The following is an 18722-nucleotide window of genomic DNA, read 5'->3' as shown; positions in this document are numbered from 1 at the left end:
GTCTCTCAAAGCTTCGGGGGTTTCCTTTTTGGGGATACAAAAATCATATTGGCTTTTGGCGATTGACGCTGCCAGTTCATATTGACCTGTTTTCATAGCGGCCTTAAAGGCTCGCTGAGCTGCGAATAAAAACCCTTGGTCTTTGCGTTCCCTCTTCATCAGTCGCTCCCATTCTTTGATCATAGATTTATCCTGTGGCGTTTGGGAAAGAATACGGGAAGGCGCTTGATGATCTGAAGGAAGCTGCAAGGGGGACTCTTTAACCCATTGTTCCGTTTCCATGCTGAAATCCCTGATGGCCCAAAGGTCGGGGACCAGGGTCTTGATGTCATACCGTTCCTTCTGGGGCAGGATGAGAATGACCGGGCTGTGTAAGGTTCGCCGTAAAGATTCACGTTGTTCGTTGAGGCGAATCAGGAAGGAGACTCTTGCTCTTTGCCAATCTGTTCCGGATTCGGTGCTCAGATCAAGCCAAAAGGGTTGCTTCAGCTGGACCTTGTTTTCTGAAGGATTCAGCAAAAGCGGCAGCAGTGTTGTCGTCAGTTCTTCCGGTAATGAGGGAAGGGAGGTGTTTAGCTTTGTGACCCTCGCCCTGTAGATAGCGGCGAGCCGCTCCTTAAAAATTTCAACGACCTCCGGATGACTGGAAAAGATAAAACCCAGGGAAAAGGTCTCGCTCCACTCCAGATGCTGCTTGAGCCTGAGCCAGTGCGCTTCGCCTTCCGGGGTTAGACGGGCCTTGCGGCTATCAGCACTGGCCGTTTTCATTTTCCCCAAATCTGGCCAGTTCGGCAATCAGCAGGGGATGAATGTCGTACCAGGGTTCCCCATTTTGATAATTCATGATCAAATTGCAATCAAGGAATCTTGCCAGAGAGGGAAGATTTTTCTCGGAAGGAAGGGCTGCCCTTTTGGTCTGATGTATCCTGGCCATCCACCGGGCGTCTTCTTCGGCAATGGGCAAAAGTTCGTTGCTTAACTGCCGGATGACCCGGTTGACCATGGGATCCTCCAGGGAGGCCTCAGGACAACTCAGGCGGACATTTCTCAGACTGATGGCGCACTCCCGGATGAGCCGGAAAAAATCTCTCAAATCTCCGCCAGAGACGGAGGCCAGGCGGGACAGGGTCTCCTTCGGGATGACCTGCTGCCATTCCGGGAACCGTTTTTCAATAATGTCGGCCATGAGGTTTATCCCATAGGGATCGGGTGTGTTGTCTTGTTTCCGGACATGAATGTTGGGCCATCGGGTAATGGGATTGCCCCCCAGAATTCGCCCAAGGTTGGGAGCCAGAACATTGAGATAGGGCGGTACCGTATACACCACATGGAGTTTAGGGAAGCAAAGGTTGGACGCTTGACCGGAAAACAGTTCCACCACACTGGCATAAATACTTTCCGCATCCTCTCCAACCCCTCGAATTTGCTCCAGGCTATCTACCAGCAGAACAATTTTTTTATCCGGATCATGACCTTGGTCTCTGATTTGGCGGACAAGGTCGTCCACAAAGTTGTGGGCATCTTCCACAAGGCGGGTGAGATGCCCCTCAAGATGCTGCTGTATCTTAATTTTGAATTCAGGATCAGTTTTTAGTTTAAGTCCTATTTTTGCGGTTGCTCCTCCGCCGTTGAGGCCAAAGTCAATTTTATCGATTTCAACTTCCGAAGTTAAAAAAGTCTGAAGCCGTTCCCAATAGGATTGACTCAAAGGTCTCAGATCAGGCAGATGTTCTTCGATCTGGCCGTTCAGGGCAGCCATGAGAGAGAGAATAAAATCGGACAAGGCCAAGGGTTTGGTCATGAGAACGTAGTCCAGCATGTTGACCAGAAAAACCTGACAGCCGCTATCTTCGAGCATCTTTTTCAGGCGTTTCAACTCAGTGCTTTTGCCATTGCCCCGGAAACCTGTCAAAAGATTGACACTCTCGGAATCTGACAGATCAATGCGGCTCCACAGATCCTGGATGGGATCTTCTCCGACCCTTTGCCCGTGGATCTCGACATAATAAGGGTCATCCGGGGCAAGGGGCAGGGCACCGTTCCCGGTCAGGGACTTGTATAAATTTTTCAGAGGGTCTGATTCCATGGGCTTTTCACCTTATTCAATTCTTCGAATCATCAGGATATTCTTTATATGGGCGACGTTATTCATTTTTGGTGTAAAAGTCAACCTGGCAGCGTTTGTATATGGTCAATTGGGATCAAAATTGTCAAATTTTTTTTAATTGAACAGCCACGGCATCCCTATACAAAAAAAAGATAGATGTTCAGCCCAAATTTGCCGGAATAAACCGGTCCTTTTCCGGATGAAAGGCGGCGGGACAGGTTTGGATAAACTGGGCCACCTGTTTTTCGGGGCCTTCGTGAACCAGGGTTAAGGCATAATATCTGAACAGACCCCATGGATCAGTGTTCGGGTTTTCAAGCCTCTGGGCGATGGGGAGCGTCGGGTCAGGATTTTGGAACCGCTTTTTTCGCTGCATATATTCCTGCAGGGTCATATGACGGATAATATGACATTTTGTCGGGTGGACCTGAGTATAAGCATAAATGCCGGAAAGGAAAAAAGATATACTGCAGGTTTTTGCGCGTGCAACAATATTTTTTCTTGTAAATTGGACATGGTCAAGGATTTCGGTTTTCATGGCTGTCTGCATTTCTGCAGAGAGGTCATGGAAACGGGTGGCATGCAGATACCTGTTTTTTATTCGTTTGACCACTGACGGGATCATTTTTTTTCTTTTCAGTCGTGCCTTGTCCGAAAAAATATCAAAATACTCCCTGATACTTCTCATGCCCGGCGGTGTCAGTTCATCCCGGCCGTTATCAAAAAGGATATTTTCCACCTGAACATCTAAAAGTGCGGGCAAAATGGACAGGCCCTGTTCGGTAAGCACTTCAAGGGGTTTGAAATAATCCACTAAAAGGGCAGGGCGGCCTATTTTTTTTCTGGGAATAAACGCGCTTTGGGACGTGATCCTGATTTTTTTATGGCCAAAGGGATGTAATGCACTGGTGAATGAAGGGATGACGGCAAAACACCCGTCCAGGGAGATTTCAGTGCCATAGCTGTCCGTAATGGAGGGCTTGACCGTGGAAAAGTCTTCATCCAGGCCGGCCGGGATCAAAAGATCGGCAGTGGCATGCTGTTTGGTAAAGGATTCGCCCATCTGGGTTTCAAGGCATAGAATTCTGTCCCGGTTGCGGTTGGTCAGGCTGACCGACAAGGGGATGCCGGCCTTAATCAATGCTTTTGCAAGGTCTCCTTTTCCTCTTGGTATTTTTGTCAGCAGACTGAATTGGCAGGTCCTTCCAAGGCGGTTCAGCACATGGGTGATATCATGGGAACCATCACACCAGTCAAGGGGATCTGAGCCGCCGTAGAGGGCTAAATCCCTGTTTCCATGCGCCACAAATGTATCAATAAATGTATTTACCGCATCAAAGTTGAAATGACACCGGACCTTTGGCAAAGCCCACTCATTGCAGCGGCGGCAGAAATTGGAACAGCCCGACGTCATCTGAAAGGTAATGGCCTCACTGAATATATAAGGGTTCTGCCACGGGGCGAGATCCAGCCGCTTTTTCCATGTGTCATATGCCATGTGGCCGGGATCGGCATTATGTACTTTGTCTGCCAGCAGATGTTTAAGATTTTTGGTCTGTTTTTTCAGATCAGGATGATCATCAACCAGATGTTTGTGCCTTATTAGGGCGGTCAATACCTGGCGCAGATATTTTTCATCTGTTTCCCAGAGTTCAGCGGGTTTTGCCCAACCCGTGGTCTGATCAAGCAGCGTTTTGAGTCGCTTTGTCTTTCCGGAAAAAAGGGCTGCAACAACCCTGTTTTTTAGGTCTTCGACTGGAGCATCCGGTGTGACAATGATGTTTTGAAAAACAGATGAGCCCAAAAGTAATTCCTTTTCAAATATCAAGGGGGCTTTTGTAAAAAAAGCCCCCTTGAAAATATCAGCTAAATATTGCAGATAAATATTTTTAAACTATCCGCGAACCTCTTCTTTAACTGTGGTGGCAAGTTTGTACAGGATGGTCAGTACAAAAAAACCTGTGCCGTAAACACCCAATGCAATGATCCCTTCCTGGAGTGTGGGGGCATATTCATTCACGTGATGCAGCGGAGAAGGAACAAAACCACCGGCGATCATGCCAAGCGCCTTGTCGATCCAGGCACCGAAAAATATCATGGCGCAGGTAACAGGCAACAGTGCGTGATTGTTTCTCAGTTTCGGAATCAGCAGGAAAATGGCGCCTACACTCATAAGAATCAGAGCGCTCCACATCCAGGGCACCATCATGTTGTGCCCGTGCAGACCGAATAGCAGGTATTGCATATGGGACAGATGACTGGGGATGCCGGAGTAGTAAACCACGAAAACTTCACAAGCAAAGAAGAACAGGTTGGCAATGATGGCGTAGCAGACAATTTTTGCCAGGGTCTGCATGGCTTCCCAGCCCGGATCAAATTTGGTGAATTTTTTAATGATGTAGCAAAGGATGATCAGAAACGCAGGACCTGCGGCAAAGGCAGATGCCAGGAATCTGGGGGCCAGAATGGCCGTCAACCAAAAACCGCGGCCGGGCAGACCGCAGTACAGGTAGGCTGTTACCGTGTGGATACCGATGGCAAAGGGGATGGAGATATACACAAGGGGTTTTGTCCACCATACCGGTTCCACCTGGTTTCTTTCTGCTTCAAGGACCTTCCAGCCCACAACAATGTTCAAAAACAGATACCCGTTGAGAACAATCATGTCATAAAAAAGCATGGAGTGGGGGGTGGGGTACAAGAGCACATTCAGCATACGAATGGGCTGACCTAAATCCGCAACAATGAACAGCAGGCACATGATCAGGCTGGCAACCGCCAGGAATTCACCTAAAATGGTGATCCGGTGGAAGCGTTCGTAATCATGCAGGTAATAGGGGATAACCACCATAACACCACCTGCGGCAACACCCACAAGAAAGGTGAAATTGGCGATGTAAAAGCCCCATGAAACGTCCCGGCTCATGCCCGTGATCTGAAGACCGTTTATGAACTGGTCAAGGTAGGCAAGGCCGCCTGCGCCCATGACAGCGAGCAAAAGGACGATCCACAACCAATATTTTTTACTTCCTTTAAAAGCTATCTCAAGCATAGTCGCCTCTCTTAAACGATGTAGTAAACACTGGGTTCTGTACCCAGTTCCTGTTTACGTCTGATTGTATAATGTTCTTTCAGCAGACCACGGATTTTAGATTCTGGATCTTCCAGGTCGCCTACGACGATAGCGCCTTTGCTTGCTTCCACACAATGGGGCTGTTCACCTTTAGCCAGACGTTCGGCGCACAGGTTACATTTTTCAACCACACCCTTGCTGCGGGTGGGGAAACCCGGGGCTGTCTCTTCAATGAAGGGACGTGGATCTCTGAAGTTGAAATTCCTTGAGCCGTAGGGACAGGCCGCCATACAGAACCGACAGCCGATGCAGCGGTGGAAATCCATAAGGACAATGCCATCTTCCCGCTTGAAAGTCGCCTGGGTGGGGCATGCCTGTACACAAGGCGCGTTTTTGCAGTGGTTGCAAGTCACAAGGAAAGGAAGGTGGTGGAACTTTTCAGCCAGAAATTCATCCTCCTTGTCCGGAAAAGCATAGTGGAATTGCTCGGGCCAGATCCATTTAATATCCTGTCCATCCCTGAACGGACGGGTTCCGGGATACTTTTCAGGGTCCGGGGTCATGGTGAAATCCGGTACGTTATGGGCCTTATGACAGGCTTCCCTGACTGCTTCAGCAACTTCTTCGTTCAGCTTGGAGGTGTCAATGACCATACCCCACCGTTTGGCATGCAGGGCCTCTTCGTTTTTTGATATTACAGGTTGGGCACTGCCGTGGGGTTCTGATGCGGCAAGATTTATTACCGGAGCAGCACCCATTCCGATGGCAGCAATACCCGCTACTTTAAGAAAGCTTCTTCTGCTCTTTATCATCATTTAATCTCCTTGGGGTTGGTGTGACACTCCCAGCAATAGGGGCTCACAGAGACATAGTCGTGGCAGCTGTCACAGAATTTTGCTTTATCTTCATGGCAGCCCAGGCAGGAGTTTTCACCTGTGGACAGGCTCATGTTAAAGGTCTGGCCGTTGGTTCCGGTGTATTTTCGCTCACCGTTGCGCACAACAGAATCCCGCCACACATCCAGCAGGTACATATGCTCTGCCCGCATTTCATATTTGTCCAGAACACATTTCTTAGCTGTTGCCGCCTTTCCCAGCAGTTCCGGTTTGGGGGCGGCCTGTGTGCTTGTGATCAGGTTAAACCAGAACGGAGAAAGAACGGCGAGTACAAATACCACAAGTCCTGCCATAATCATATTTTTACTCATCTTATTCCTCCTCTACCCCAGGCAGGGGTTCCATTCTCAGGTCCTCGGTTCTTTTCTTTTCACCCGGTAGAATCAACGCATTGCCTACAAGCTCGTGAATACCTGCCACCTCACATTCCGGAACCCAGTATTCACACAGGGTTGAAAGTGCGGCACGGTCAATGGCGCAGATAGTGCCAAGGGTGTTAACACCGAATTTTTCATGGACATATTTGAGTGCATTGGCCCGGGGAAGCGCCCCTGCCATTCTCAATTCCATGTTTTCACCGGCATTGAGACCCGCACCGGAACCGCAGCAGAAGGTCTGTTCGCGGATGGTGTTCGGTGGCATTTCATAGAACTGATCTACGCAGGCCTTAATGACATACCGGGGTTCATCGAGAAGCCCCATGCCCCTGGCCGGGTTACAGGAATCGTGGAAGGTCATGATACGGTTGGCATTGCGGCTCTTGTCGAGTTCGAGTTTGCCGTGTTTGATCAGATCGGCGGTGAACTCCGTGATATGAACCATCTTGGTGGAGGCTGCATTTTCAAACCGGGTGCCGGTGATGGGGTTCACAGGGACTTCCAGGAAATCGGCAGGGCCGTTCATGGTGTCCATGTACTGGTGGATTACGCGCCACATATGGCCGCATTCGCCGCCCAGAATCCATTTGACGCCCAGACGTTTTGCTTCGGCGTACATTTTGGCATTGAGGCGTTTCATGGTCTCATGGGAAGTAAAGAAACCGAAGTTGCCGCCTTCAGAAGCGTAAGTTGACCAGGTGACATCCAGTCCGTATTTATCTTTAAGATATTGGAACAAAATCAGATAGCCCTGACAAGTATATGTGCCGGGATCGGCAAATACGTCGCCGGATGGGGTGACAAAAAGGATGTCAGCGCCTTTTTTCTGGTACTGGGGTGCACAGTTGACACCTGTGATTGTTTCGATATCTTCAACAAAGAATTCCAGCATGTCCTTGAAGGCGTGGGGCTGGATACCCAAGTGGTTGCCGGTCTTGTAACAGTTGGAAACCGGTGTGGCAATCCAGTCGATATTCAGGCCCAAAAGGTTAAGCAATTCTCTTCCGATAATGGTGATTTCAGCGGTATCAATGCCGTAGGGACAGAATACTGAACAGCGTCGGCACTCTGTGCACTGGAAAAAGTAGTACCACATCTCTTTGAGTGCATCCAGGGTCATCTCTCTTGCGCCTAAAAGACGTTTGCCGCCCGGGATATTTTTCATGATCTTGCCGACCATGGTGAAATCGTTACGGTAAATGGATCGTAGCAATTCAGCCCTCAGCACCGGCATATTCTTGGGATCACCGGTTCCAAGGAAGAAATGGCATTTGTCTGCGCAGGCGCCGCAGCGTACGCAGATGTCCATAAATATTTTAAAAGTACGGAAACGCTCCAGCCGTTCTTTGATCCCCTCATGTAGGATCTCTTGCCAGTTTTCAGGCAGTTTCCAGTCGCTATCTAGGGGATTCCATTCCCTGGCATTGGGAAGACCCAAGGTTTGGACACTTTCCGCTTTAGCGGCATAGCAGTACATGCCGGGCCGGATCTGAACGGATTTGGTAGTGTCCAGCCAGTTGCTGGGCTCGGAGCTAGACCGGGGACGATAGTCAATTTTGTCTAATGCTTCATCCGGTGTAAGTTCGTCAGCCATCTATCACTCCTTTTTATCCACCGGCAGGCCGGCTTCAATCATTTTGTCTCTGAAGTGGTCCTCATACTGTTCATACGTATGGATGGGCACATCATAGTTCCAGGGGTTAATATGCCGTTTGGCCCGGGTGTTGTTGGCCATGTTCCGGGTCGGGCTCAAGAAGATGCCGCCCATGTGCATCAGTTTGCTCATGGGGAAATAGGCGAACAGAATGCTCACAAGGAAAAGATGGCCATAGAACAGTCCGCCGACTTCTTCAGGAATATGGGGATGGAAGGTAACCAGTCCCATGGTCAGTTCCTTGATGCCCATGATATCCACCTTGGTGAAATAGCGCATGGCAATACCGGTTGCGGCAATGCCGATGATCAGGAACAAGGGGAAATAATCAGCAGCCTGGGAAATATAGCTGACTTTTGCATCAAGAACTCTGCGGCTTAAAAGGAAAAGCGTTGCCAGCAGAAGCACAGGCCCGGAAATGAACAGCCCGGGAAGACCAACCTGGACAATTCCGTCCAGATATTCAAGGAACTGAATGCTTCCGGGAACAGGCGCAGTGAAAAATCTTACGTGCCTGAGAAGAACCACCAGGAATGCGTAATGGAATGCAAGTGCGCCTACCCATAAAAAAATTTCCCAGGAATAGGTCAGTTTATTGGACGCATGCCGGTTAAACGCCGCTTTTGTATTTCTGAACAATGACCTGAAAACAAAAATTTCCAGGAGCATTCTTACAAAAACGCCGGTAGATGTGTTCGGGTTGTCAATGGTGTTCTGTTTGATCCATGGCAAAGATTTCTGCTGGCCGCAGGTTGTAGGAATCCTAAACGGCACGGCAGAGTCTGCCCATCCTTTGACCTTGATCACAAAGCCAATAAGGAATGCGGCAACTGCCAGGTACGGAATCAGTACACCAAAGACCACCTGAAGCCCGAGTCCCTCAACCCCTGCATAAGCCAACAGGAAGAGCAGAAAGACAGCAGTAAGGGGGATCAAGTACCTTTGATTCATGTTATAACCACCTCATTATTTTATGTATGGCCCGCCATTATCGCGCCATACATGTTAAGATTGTTTGGAGCCTAAGAGGTCTCCCTCTGACAGCTCCGCTACTAAACCTGCCCTTTCAAAGGCGCGATGGATGCGTCGTTTGCTCTCCGTGGCCTTTAAAAGGAAAATATCCTCTCTACATTTCATGTACCGGTTGAAAGCAGCCAGGGCAATTTCGTCCACCAGGCGATAAAATTTTATAATATCTGCCTTTTCAATGATGCTTTCACCAATTTCCTTTAATGCAAAAACAAAACTTACGGCATTTGCAGGGTCAAATGCCTGAACCGCACGAATTCGAATGACCGGGTCAAGGGCTTTTTCAAGACCTTCCCGGCTGAAATTTTCTGTAACAAGGTTTAAAACATCTTCAAGGGTTTCCCGGGTGATGGCCCCTATAGGATTGTCAAAACGATCGGATTTTTTGCCTAAAATCCTTGCAGATTCTGCAGGATAGGTATTGAGGGTGGCACGGAACCAGCTGTCCAGCAGTTGACTCAGATTTTTTTTTATAATTTGTTTCACGGTGTATTAATCTTTATTTATAAAATGTCAACGGGTTAATTTGCGCAATTGATAGAAGGATATAAACTCCCCCCAATTTTATGTCAAGGGTAAACCTGATTTGGTTTCTGAATGAAAGTTGCCGTGTTTTGGGCTTTTGTCCAGCGCGTGGGACATAATTGCCCCTGATGGTTTTCGTTAAGAAAAAATTTATGCCAAATGTTTATTTTTGTCTGAGAATGGTGTATCCACTATTGCATTTTATTAATTAGATACAATGCTGCCGGTAAGGCTCATTTCCGTTGTCAAATCAGCTTTCCCAAGAAAGGGCAGATATGAAAAGCGTTCTGTTTTTGTTAATTTGTTTTCTTGCTACCAGTAATTATGTCGCAGCCCAGGATCACTTCGATTTTGGAGAATGGGGCGTTTCATTAGGATATGGTCAAAGTATAGACCATGTTGATATTTATCGTGCAGGGTTTTTAAAACAATTGAATGCAAAATGGATTGAGAGCAAAACCGGTTATGCGCGCGGTTATTTTGAGTTGTCATATAACCGCTGGGAGTCGGGCAGGGAAGATGTTAACGCCGTTGCATTCTCTCCGGTCTTTCAGTATGTCTTCTATGCAGGAAATGCGACTTGGTATCCATATATAGAGGCAGGGGTTGGTGTTGCCTGTCTTGACGATTATACTATCAATGACAGGAACCTGTCTTCAAATCTTCTGTTTGAAGATAGGGCTGGAGCCGGTATCAGAATTAAAAATGTGGATATCAGTTTGCGCTACATGCATTATTCCAACGCCGGGTTAAAAGAGCCTAATGACGGAATTGACATACTGATCGGCACTCTGGCCTGGTACTTTTAACCCGGTTTTCTAAAATACAGAACCAGGCTTTTTCCAAGTACCGGGTTTAGCAGGCGGTCAATAAAGGTGGTCAGTGCCGGTTTTTTCATCAGATCCCATACCAGAAGTCTGTGGTAGAGATTGACGGCAATCGAATCGGTGCGGGTGGGGCCCACAAAACATTTAAGCCACCAATAGGGACTGTGGATGCTGTGGGCATAGTGGCAACCCAGGTACTTGGGGCCTTTGTTCCGAAATTTTTCAATAATCTCTTTTTTACTGTAGATTCTCACATGACCCATGTCGGCGTTGTAATATTCATCCGACAGCTGCCAGCAGATCCATTCGGGCCAGGCCCGGGGAACACTTACGGCCAGTGTTTTGCCCGGCTTGACAATACGGATCAGTTCTGAAACAGCTTTATCGTCGTCCGGGATATGTTCCAGGACCTCCGAGCAGATCACCACATCAAAACTGTTGTCCTCAAAGGGAAGCGCCGTGATATCCATGGCAGACAACGCCCAGTTTCTGCAGGATAGGTCATCAAGGTCCGCGTGAAATTGAAGTTTGCTTTTGGTGGCCATAAGGTTGTCATATCCGAAGTCCCCACCAATGCAAACCGCACAGGATTCGCGGCAGGCCCTGATGGTGTGGCGTCCCTCGCCGCACCCGATATCCAGAACCCGGTTTCCGGGGGCAATGCCCAGACGTTTAAAGTCTATGGTAATCATCTATTACCTCCCGGTAGATTTGGACCGTGCGCATGGCGCATTTTTCCCAGGTAAATTCCCTTTTTACCCGCTCATACCCCCGGCAGGCCAGATTTTCACGCTGTTTTTCATCCTCCAGCAGTTCAATGATCGCCTTTTCAAGGGCTTTGGCATCCCCGGGGGGCACAAGTTTTGCCGCATCCCCTGCAACTTCGGGTAATGCCCCACCGGTTGTGCAAATCACCGGTACCCGGCAGGCCATGGCCTCTCCAACCGGCAGGCCAAACCCTTCGTACATGGAGGGTACTACCGCAATCTGGGCTTTTGCATATTCCAGGACAAAGCGCTGGTGATCAATGCGGCCGGTAAAGTTAATATGGCGTCCAAGATCAAGCTTTTTTACCAGATTTTCGATGCCGCCGTTTTTTTTGGGGATGCCAATGACCGTTAAAGAGACATTTTTTTGCGTTAACACCCCTTTGAGTGCGTAAAGCAGGTGGTATAAGCCTTTAAGGGGCATATCCGCGCTGTTGGTGACGATCAGGCGTCCGGGTTCCTTTTTTACATGGTCCAAGGGGAAAAAATTATCCAGATCAATGCCGTTGGGAACGGTTTTGAGCCTTGACGCAGGTATTTTAAATTCTTTGGCAATATCCGTTTTTGAGCTGTCAGATACCGTGATAATAGACGATAATCTTCGGGCAACACGTTTTTGCATGCCAATAAAGGAGTACCAGCGAAGGACTTGGAGCTTTTTATAAAAAGACCTGGTCGCCTTGAGCGCCAGACGCCGGTCCACGGTTATAGGATGGTGAATGGTGGCGGTAACGGGGAGATCCCGGGTAAGGGACAAAACGCCATAGGAAAGGCTTTGGTTATCATGGAGAATATCATAGCGTTTTGTCCTGCCTTTCATGTAGCGCTTTACGCGCATGCCAAAGGTCATGGGTTCGGGATACCCCATGGCTGAGATGTCGAGCCATTCAATGAGGTTGACGGGATCTTTGAGTTCATCAATACGGGGTGTTCTGAACAGATTCTCTGGGTTGTATAAATCCAGGGTGTCGAGCATGGTCAGGTTGACCCCGGCATTGAGCAAAGGGTCCGGGGGACCTGCAATGACTTCCACCTGATGACCCAGGTCGGATAACGCATGGCTTAAATGACGGATATAAACACCTTGTCCCCCGCAATGGGGGTTGGACCGGTAGGAGATCAGTCCGATGCGTAGGCCTGTTTTATAAAATGATTTCATGGGAGGATCTTAGATGGTACGCCCGGCTGGAATCGAACCAGCGATCTTCAGCTTCGGAGGCTGACGTGCTATCCACTGCACTACGGGCGCATAAAGTTACGCGCTGTTATACCATATTAGTTGATAAAATCCATATCAAATTTTTCCTTGGCCTCTCCTGCCACATACAGGGAACCTGAAATGCATATGGCGTCATCATCGTAACTTGTTGATATCGCATGTGATACTGCATCTTTTACGTCTTCGATAACCTGCAGGTCTCCTTTGAATATTTTTTTGACTGCTGCGGTGAGTATTGCAGGTTCAATGCTGCGGTTGATTTTGGCTTTGGTCAAAATGACCCGCTGGGCCCTGGGTAAAAGTTGAGCCAGCATGGCTTCATAGGGTTTGTCATCCAGGATGCCGATAATCAGGGTCAGTTTTTTATCCCCTAAGGTTTGGTTAAGGTATTTGCCCAGCAGAACGCATGCCTTGAAATTGTGGGCGCCGTCCAGAATAACCAGGGGGCGATCCATGATTTTTTCAAGGCGTCCAGGCCAATTAACCTGGGCAAGCCCTTTATGAACCACTTCCTGGGTCAGTTTATATCGTGGATCAGTGATTTGGTTTTGTTCAAAAACCAGCTCCACGGCGGCCAGGGCCAAAGAAAGGTTCTCCCGCTGGTGTTCTCCGGATAACGGTTTGGTAAGACCCTTGAAATTTTGATAAATTCCTTTGTAATTATATGTTGTCTGGCCAGGGGTTTTGCGGATGGAAAACTCCTTTTTAAACCGGTAGAGGAGGGCTCCTTGATCTTTGGCGATTTTGCTCAGCCTGTCTATTCCAGATGGCTGGGATACGGCCGTAACCGCAGGCACACCTGATTTTATGATGCCGCCTTTTTCCCGGGCCAGATCCCTGATAGTATGTCCAAGGTATTCGGCGTGCTCAATGGAGAGGTTGGTGATGACACTGACCTGTGGTGTAATAATGTTTGTAGCGTCAAATCTTCCCCCCATGCCGGTTTCAATGATCGCCCACTCCACCTTCTCCTGGGCAAAATGATAAAAGGCCATGGCCGTGACAATTTCAAAAAAGGTGGCCGGGCGTAATCCATTATCTGCAGCGTCCACAGCCTCGTATGCACTGACCACATCTGCATCACTGATCTGTTGCCCGTTCACGCAGATCCGCTCATTGAATCGGACCAGGTGAGGGCTTGTGTAAATGCCGGTTTTAAACCCGGCAGCTCTGAGGATTGAGGCAATGCAGGTTGCCGTGGAGCCTTTTCCGTTGGTTCCGGCCACATGGATCATGCTGTAATTGTCTTGAGGCGTGTTGAGTTGTGAAAGGATGTTTAAAATGGTATCCAGCTCAAGCTTGATACCGAACCGGCCCAGTTTATAGATTTTTTCCAGGCACAGTTCATAAGGGGAGTTTGCCATTAAAGATGTCCAGAAAAAAAAACCCGGCGTATCAACTAAAAAAGTGATACACCGGATAATTTTCAGTGTGTTAGCTACGTTTTCTGCGTGATCTTGAGGCGGCAATTCTTTGTCTTCTTATTGCCTCTCTCATCTTACGTCTTCTGTACTGACAAGGTTTTTCAAAATTTTTCTTAACCTTGAGACGTTTGAACAGTCCGTCATTCTGAATTTTTTTCTTCAGAATGCGCAACGCTTTTTCAACGTCATTATCAATAACTGTGACAGTAATTTCTTTCAAGCAGCATCGCCCCTTTCAAAATGGATTTAAATATAACCGGCATGGGTTGAGGTGGTCTATTGATATTAGAGCGTAACCCATGACAAAACATGAAAGTAATTCAAAAAAATGTTGTGACTTTCACATAAAAATATTTATGAAAGGGTCTTTTAACAAATTGAATGCATTAAGGCAAGGAGAAAATGGTTTGGGGGATTTGTTTCTTGAGAGTTTTTAAAAAACCCGGACGCATAGATGCATCCGGGCAGGATATATTTTTACAGCTTGGAGATTAGTTCTGCAGTTACGTCGGGCAGTGGCTGCTCGCCGTTCAGCGTAACGTATTTGAAATCTGCATCAGGCAGATCTCTAAAGTAGTAAGAAGAGGCCAGGGTGCCGGTATTGGTGTCATAATAAATGGAGTGGCGTTTGTCGATGGCAGTCTCATCCTGATCATCGGCACGGGTGCTCAATGCACCGCCGCATACCCGGCATTTGTCTCCGTTAGGCTTTATGGCGTCAATGAAAATGTTGTTGGGATGGTTGTTGTCATTTTCGCACAACCGTCTGCCCATAATTCTGTTTTTTGCAACTTCACGATCCAGCAGCATTTCAATAACGTAGTCAACTTTAATGCCCTGTTCTTTTAACGCGGCATGCAGTTTTTCAGACTGAACTTTATTTCTTGGAAAACCGTCGAGCAGCCAGCCTTTTTTGCAGTCGTCCTTTTTGATTCGGTCGATCATCATAGGGATGGTGATCTCATCAGGTACCAGATCGCCTGCGTCGATATATGCCTTGGCTTTTTTGCCAAGTTCAGTTCCACCCTTGATGTTGTCACGGAAAATCGCACCGGATTCAACGTGGGCAATGTTGTATTTGTCTTTCAGAATTTTTCCTTGGGTGCCTTTGCCGCTGCCGTTGGGGCCGAAAAATAAAATGTTCATCTTCACTCCTTGAGGTTGGTTTATATTCATGTCCTGTCGGGACACGTCCGACATAATCAAGAATCCGTAATATAGGACTGCCCTTTTTTTGTCAAGGTATTGCGGCCCTCCTTCATGTGCTGTATATGCTTTGGCTAAATATGGTAAAGTGACAAACTAACCGATAAACTTAAGGCGCAATCCAGACAACAGCCGGTACTATCCTATCAAGCAGAGATGGATGGTCAAAATGGCCGACAGGATATCTAACCTCCAGCCCCACCATCATATTGGTCTACTGAGAAAAATATTGGTCTACTGAGAAAAAGAAAAAATATCTTGACCAGGCTAAATTAATTTTGAATGAATTAAGATCCGGCAGTGATTTTTTATCAAACCGGTTGAATGAAAAGATCCAGTTATATCAGTCCTATATTTGACAATACGTGGACTAACAGGGATAGTCTGGGGTTCTCATTAGCCTAAAAAAACAGATCTTTTCCTGAAGGTCGTCTTTACCTCAAACCCATCGGTTTAATCGGCCCAATTTTATATTTCAGATCACCAATAACAAAANNGGTTAAACCCCACATATAGACAAAGTCAACACTCTGACGTCAGGGTTAACCTGCCGCGAGTAAACGCGGAATTTCTTTGAAAGACGTAATTATGGTGACAGCAACAACCACAGAGCTGACGTACTCGCGGTCAGCGTTGAACCCTTGTTTATATTATGATTCTTATATTTCATTGAGGATGTCCGATAACAAACGATAACAGGAACTCATTGAGTAATCGGCATAAATATCATCTGGATGAAAATAAGGTGAAGTTTCCAGGCTTTTTTTCATCTTAATGACAGCATTCTTAAACAGGTCTTTGTTCTTTTTCGATAAAATATTATATTTTTGGTCATAAAATCGTTTATATGTGGAGACTTGTCTGTATTTGTATACATCATCTTTCAGAGGGGTTAATAAATTATGTGCCTTGTTAAACAAATCCCAAACAATATTCCCATCGCTCTCATTTGAAGCCTGAAGAATATGTAATCTTGCCTGCTGTGTATCCAAGTATGAGGTGTCATAATGTTCTTTGCTCTCTGCTAAGATATACGCTTCTTTTAAATTTGATTGAGCTTTTTCGAGCTGACCATGATTCATTCTTGCCATTCCATATTGAAGCCAAAAATGGGGATCAAACTTTAGCCAACCTACTCTGACTTTTAGTTCTTCGTAATATTTGGCGAGACTATTTAATTTACCTTTTTCAGGAAGCAATCTTTCAGCAAATGAAAAGCGTAATAGAGATTTAAATAGTTCTCTTTCTGTTGATCCGTTGTGCCTTTGTTTGTCATATTTTTCCGCAAGATCAAGAAGCTTGTCCGTTATGTAAGAAGGAGAGAAAAAGTTATTGATTAGGCTGATTGAAAAAAGAGATGACTTTGAAATAACAGTGTTGTCTTTCAATTTAAATAACTGCTTAAAGTACAAATTATCTTTTAATTCAGATTTGTAGATAAGGTCTGTTCCTGAAACCTCTGAAATCAAGCTTGAATTTCTCTCAAGGTTAATTACCTCGAGCAAACAAATAGCAAAAATAGTTGCTTTAAAATCTCTATTACTAATTATGTTAGATAATAATGATTCTATTCTTGTTTTGATTTGAGGGGAGTTGAATAAGTTTAAAAGGGTGTGAGCAATTTGACCTCTATCTATGCTCCTAATATGGTCAATTTTACGATCTTGACTCCACTTTGCCCTTTCGCCCCAAAATCCAAGGTTATCTATTATTGAAACAAAATGAGCTATTTCGTTTTGACTTAAAATATCACTATTAATTTCTACAAACTCCATACCTTCATCAATTAATGTGCTACGGAGCCTGTCATGGTTGTTTGTTCTGTCTGAAAAAATTAGCTTTATATTTTTAGAATTAAATTTTGTGATGTGCAGTAGTATATCGTGGTGATGAGAGTAATCGTCAACAATAAGAATTGATTCTTCGTCAAGATTATGTATTTTCTCAATATCCGTTGTGTAGTCACCATCAGGTGTTTGGAGGAAAAAGACCTGTTTCCCAAGAAGAGAAAAAGTGGCCATAGCCTCATGTAAAATAACACTCTTGCCATTGCCGAAATCACTCAACACAGCCAAACAATCGTTAGACTTTAATAAATCTTCTATTTTAGCAAGACATTCTCTTACTATTACATAAGGTTTCCGCTGTTCAGCTGATATTGCATTATCTACAAATTCGCTATTAAGTGCGCCATATAATATAAAATTTAATATTTGATCATCTGTGATGTTTTGACTTAAATCTGAAAGTTGATATTTTTCAAATGCATCGAGCCAAAACTCTTGTTTATCAGCTTTTTTCCCACTAACCGAGTTACTTTTATCTGCAAAACCATCGTTTCCAATTGGCAATAAATTTCCGTATTTTGACAATGTATATGCTAATTTGGTTGGTGGATTCTTTTCTGTTATGAAATAAGTTTTATTTTTTAATATAGGTGATGAAAAAAGAATTTTTTCTATATCTATATCGTATAAAGAGTAACCTATAAATACTATAGCACTACATTGCTCTAAGTCCTTTTTGAAATAATAGTACCAAGATGAATTCACAAAGGAGTCTGGTGACACATACGATGTCCTTGTGAGCTTAAATTTAGCGTTAAGATCGTCTTCTGATACTGAACTTATACTGCCATTAATGTGAATACAGCAGTTTCTTTTTTTATAAAATTCCTTAGGATTATCATCAATTGTTAATGAATATATAATTTTTTGGGTTTCTTGAGCCGATTTTTCTATAGAATCATCATAGTTGGTTGTATAGATTCTTTTCCAGTCAAGAGATGAAATTATGCTGTGTTCCTTCCCATTTTTTGTAATGGTGAAATTTTCTTTTAACAAATGCAGTAAGTCAAATTTGTTTCTATAATTAAGAAAATAATCTGAAGCATAAGTAAGATCATCATCTTCTCCAAAGCCACCTTTTTGGCATATTAGTTTTGCAAGTTCCTTAGCCCTAGGTGGTGAAGTTTCTATCACATTTTCGCATCCGACAGAGAAACCTGCTCCGGTAAACAGAATAGCTCGCCCAGTATTTATAATTGATATAAGTTTTTCAATTATCTCTGGTGCAGTCGTTTCCTCAACAAGGCTATCTGGCAATGAAATTTTCATGATGATCCTTTGTTTCTTTTTAATATAACAAGTTAATCTGTGGTTTTCGGTTATCTTCCATATTCACTTCTCTAAAGGGATAACATCCGAAAAGTAAGAATAATCAGATCGACATAAATGCTTATAAGGCCAATAATGAAATTATTAACATCATCTATAAAGGCTTGCAATTTTTTTTATTCAATTTGCCACATAGTTGACCAAGCATTTATGGTATTATCAGTCGCCCAGGCCTATTTTAAAACAGCATTCAATAGCAGAAGTATTGTGGATGGGATCATTTCCAATTCTCACGGTGGACTACATCGATATCGAAATGTCCTCAATGTGGAATTTAAAACCCCAGACTATTATTAATAGTTATCACCATCAAGCACCTGAAAAATGAAAACGGGTACTCAATATTTATCTCCAATTTTAACCCTATAGTCTGTGATTTATGTGGTGTTTAAGGTTTCCTGGTAAAGGTTTTGACTTTTTTGGCAATACCGCAAAACTCACC

General features: G+C 45.4%; 16 protein-coding genes and 1 tRNA gene. 1 reads left to right on the top strand and 16 read right to left on the bottom strand.

Annotation, left to right across the window (positions count from 1 at the left end; all coding sequences use genetic code 11):
- The 9 genes from B3D59_RS06430 to B3D59_RS06390 all read right to left on the bottom strand — a co-directional run.
- Positions 1 to 768: hypothetical protein (locus B3D59_RS06430; RefSeq protein ID WP_286818496.1), on the bottom strand; the 768-nt coding region annotated here is incomplete at its 3' end.
- Positions 749 to 2086, bottom strand: a complete 1338-nt coding sequence (locus B3D59_RS06425) for a hypothetical protein (RefSeq protein ID WP_286818495.1) — start codon at positions 2084 to 2086, stop codon at positions 749 to 751. The genes B3D59_RS06425 and B3D59_RS06430, both read right to left, overlap by 20 nt.
- Positions 2087 to 2267: 181 nt before the next feature.
- A complete protein-coding gene (locus B3D59_RS06420) occupies positions 2268 to 3911 on the bottom strand; it encodes a hypothetical protein (protein WP_286818494.1) in 1644 nt (547 codons plus the stop codon).
- A 90-nt stretch (positions 3912 to 4001) separates the two neighbouring features.
- The gene (gene dsrP, locus B3D59_RS06415) at positions 4002 to 5159 is read right to left on the bottom strand and encodes a sulfate reduction electron transfer complex DsrMKJOP subunit DsrP (RefSeq protein WP_286818493.1); all 1158 of its coding nucleotides are present in this window, start codon (positions 5157 to 5159) and stop codon (positions 4002 to 4004) included.
- A gap of 11 nt (positions 5160 to 5170) precedes the next feature.
- Complete coding sequence (dsrO, locus tag B3D59_RS06410; RefSeq protein ID WP_286818492.1) at positions 5171 to 5995, bottom strand: sulfate reduction electron transfer complex DsrMKJOP subunit DsrO; 825 nt, start codon at positions 5993 to 5995, stop codon at positions 5171 to 5173.
- Positions 5992 to 6387 carry a sulfate reduction electron transfer complex DsrMKJOP subunit DsrJ gene (gene dsrJ, locus B3D59_RS06405; protein WP_286818491.1) on the bottom strand — a complete coding sequence of 132 codons (396 nt, stop codon included), beginning with the start codon at positions 6385 to 6387 and terminating at the stop codon, positions 5992 to 5994. The genes dsrO and dsrJ overlap by 4 nt, the downstream gene beginning before the upstream one ends.
- A gap of 1 nt (position 6388) precedes the next feature.
- On the bottom strand, positions 6389 to 8047 hold the full coding sequence (dsrK, locus tag B3D59_RS06400; protein ID WP_286818490.1) for a sulfate reduction electron transfer complex DsrMKJOP subunit DsrK: 1659 nt from the start codon (positions 8045 to 8047) through the stop codon (positions 6389 to 6391).
- 3 nt (positions 8048 to 8050) lie between these two features.
- Complete coding sequence (dsrM, locus tag B3D59_RS06395) at positions 8051 to 9058, bottom strand: sulfate reduction electron transfer complex DsrMKJOP subunit DsrM (protein WP_286818489.1); 1008 nt, start codon at positions 9056 to 9058, stop codon at positions 8051 to 8053.
- Positions 9059 to 9112: 54 nt separating this feature from the next.
- Positions 9113 to 9622, bottom strand: a complete 510-nt coding sequence (locus B3D59_RS06390) for an RsbRD N-terminal domain-containing protein (protein WP_286818488.1) — start codon at positions 9620 to 9622, stop codon at positions 9113 to 9115.
- A 314-nt stretch (positions 9623 to 9936) separates the two neighbouring features.
- Between B3D59_RS06390 and B3D59_RS06385 the strand changes: the two genes are divergently transcribed.
- Entirely contained in the window at positions 9937 to 10470 is a 534-nt protein-coding gene (locus B3D59_RS06385) for an acyloxyacyl hydrolase (RefSeq protein ID WP_286818487.1), read from the top strand.
- On the opposite strand, the gene B3D59_RS06380 is transcribed toward B3D59_RS06385, so the two are convergent.
- The 7 genes from B3D59_RS06380 to B3D59_RS06350 all read right to left on the bottom strand — a co-directional run bounded on the left by B3D59_RS06380 (position 10467) and on the right by B3D59_RS06350 (position 18220).
- Positions 10467 to 11180 carry a class I SAM-dependent methyltransferase gene (locus B3D59_RS06380; protein WP_286818486.1) on the bottom strand — a complete coding sequence of 238 codons (714 nt, stop codon included), beginning with the start codon at positions 11178 to 11180 and terminating at the stop codon, positions 10467 to 10469. The genes B3D59_RS06385 and B3D59_RS06380 overlap by 4 nt on opposite strands.
- Positions 11161 to 12414, bottom strand: coding sequence for a glycosyltransferase family 4 protein (locus B3D59_RS06375; protein WP_286818485.1), 1254 nt, complete (start codon positions 12412 to 12414; stop codon positions 11161 to 11163). The genes B3D59_RS06380 and B3D59_RS06375 overlap by 20 nt, the downstream gene beginning before the upstream one ends.
- 14 nt (positions 12415 to 12428) lie before the next feature.
- Positions 12429 to 12504: transfer RNA gene (locus B3D59_RS06370), tRNA-Arg, on the bottom strand.
- Positions 12505 to 12530: 26 nt separating this feature from the next.
- On the bottom strand, positions 12531 to 13838 hold the full coding sequence (locus B3D59_RS06365; RefSeq protein WP_286818484.1) for a bifunctional folylpolyglutamate synthase/dihydrofolate synthase: 1308 nt from the start codon (positions 13836 to 13838) through the stop codon (positions 12531 to 12533).
- A 70-nt stretch (positions 13839 to 13908) separates the two neighbouring features.
- Complete coding sequence (rpsU, locus tag B3D59_RS06360; protein ID WP_004074475.1) at positions 13909 to 14118, bottom strand: 30S ribosomal protein S21; 210 nt, start codon at positions 14116 to 14118, stop codon at positions 13909 to 13911.
- Between the two features lie 257 nt (positions 14119 to 14375).
- Positions 14376 to 15044, bottom strand: a complete 669-nt coding sequence (locus tag B3D59_RS06355) for an adenylate kinase (RefSeq protein ID WP_286818483.1) — start codon at positions 15042 to 15044, stop codon at positions 14376 to 14378.
- A gap of 719 nt (positions 15045 to 15763) precedes the next feature.
- Positions 15764 to 18220, bottom strand: coding sequence for an SIR2 family protein (locus B3D59_RS06350; protein WP_286818482.1), 2457 nt, complete (start codon positions 18218 to 18220; stop codon positions 15764 to 15766).
- Between the last annotated feature and the right edge of the window lie 502 nt (positions 18221 to 18722).

Source organism: Desulfobacter sp. UBA2225 (assembly GCF_002348205.1).
In the GTDB taxonomy this organism is placed as follows: Bacteria; Desulfobacterota; Desulfobacteria; order Desulfobacterales; family Desulfobacteraceae; genus Desulfobacter; species Desulfobacter postgatei.
The sequence above is the reverse complement of the archived record's forward strand: the minus strand, read 5'-3'. Positions and strand labels throughout refer to the sequence as shown.

Coding starts and splice junctions, on each gene's coding strand:
- B3D59_RS06425 (WP_286818495.1), bottom strand. CDS start 2,086: ATGGAATCAGACCCTCTGAAAAATTTATACAAGTCCCTGACCGGGAAC.
- dsrP (WP_286818493.1), bottom strand. CDS start 5,159: ATGCTTGAGATAGCTTTTAAAGGAAGTAAAAAATATTGGTTGTGGATC.
- dsrO (WP_286818492.1), bottom strand. CDS start 5,995: ATGATGATAAAGAGCAGAAGAAGCTTTCTTAAAGTAGCGGGTATTGCT.
- dsrJ (WP_286818491.1), bottom strand. CDS start 6,387: ATGAGTAAAAATATGATTATGGCAGGACTTGTGGTATTTGTACTCGCC.
- dsrK (WP_286818490.1), bottom strand. CDS start 8,047: ATGGCTGACGAACTTACACCGGATGAAGCATTAGACAAAATTGACTAT.
- dsrM (WP_286818489.1), bottom strand. CDS start 9,058: ATGAATCAAAGGTACTTGATCCCCCTTACTGCTGTCTTTCTGCTCTTC.
- B3D59_RS06385 (WP_286818487.1), top strand. CDS start 9,937: ATGAAAAGCGTTCTGTTTTTGTTAATTTGTTTTCTTGCTACCAGTAAT.
- B3D59_RS06380 (WP_286818486.1), bottom strand. CDS start 11,180: ATGATTACCATAGACTTTAAACGTCTGGGCATTGCCCCCGGAAACCGG.
- B3D59_RS06375 (WP_286818485.1), bottom strand. CDS start 12,414: ATGAAATCATTTTATAAAACAGGCCTACGCATCGGACTGATCTCCTAC.
- B3D59_RS06365 (WP_286818484.1), bottom strand. CDS start 13,838: ATGGCAAACTCCCCTTATGAACTGTGCCTGGAAAAAATCTATAAACTG.
- B3D59_RS06355 (WP_286818483.1), bottom strand. CDS start 15,044: ATGAACATTTTATTTTTCGGCCCCAACGGCAGCGGCAAAGGCACCCAA.
- B3D59_RS06350 (WP_286818482.1), bottom strand. CDS start 18,220: ATGAAAATTTCATTGCCAGATAGCCTTGTTGAGGAAACGACTGCACCA.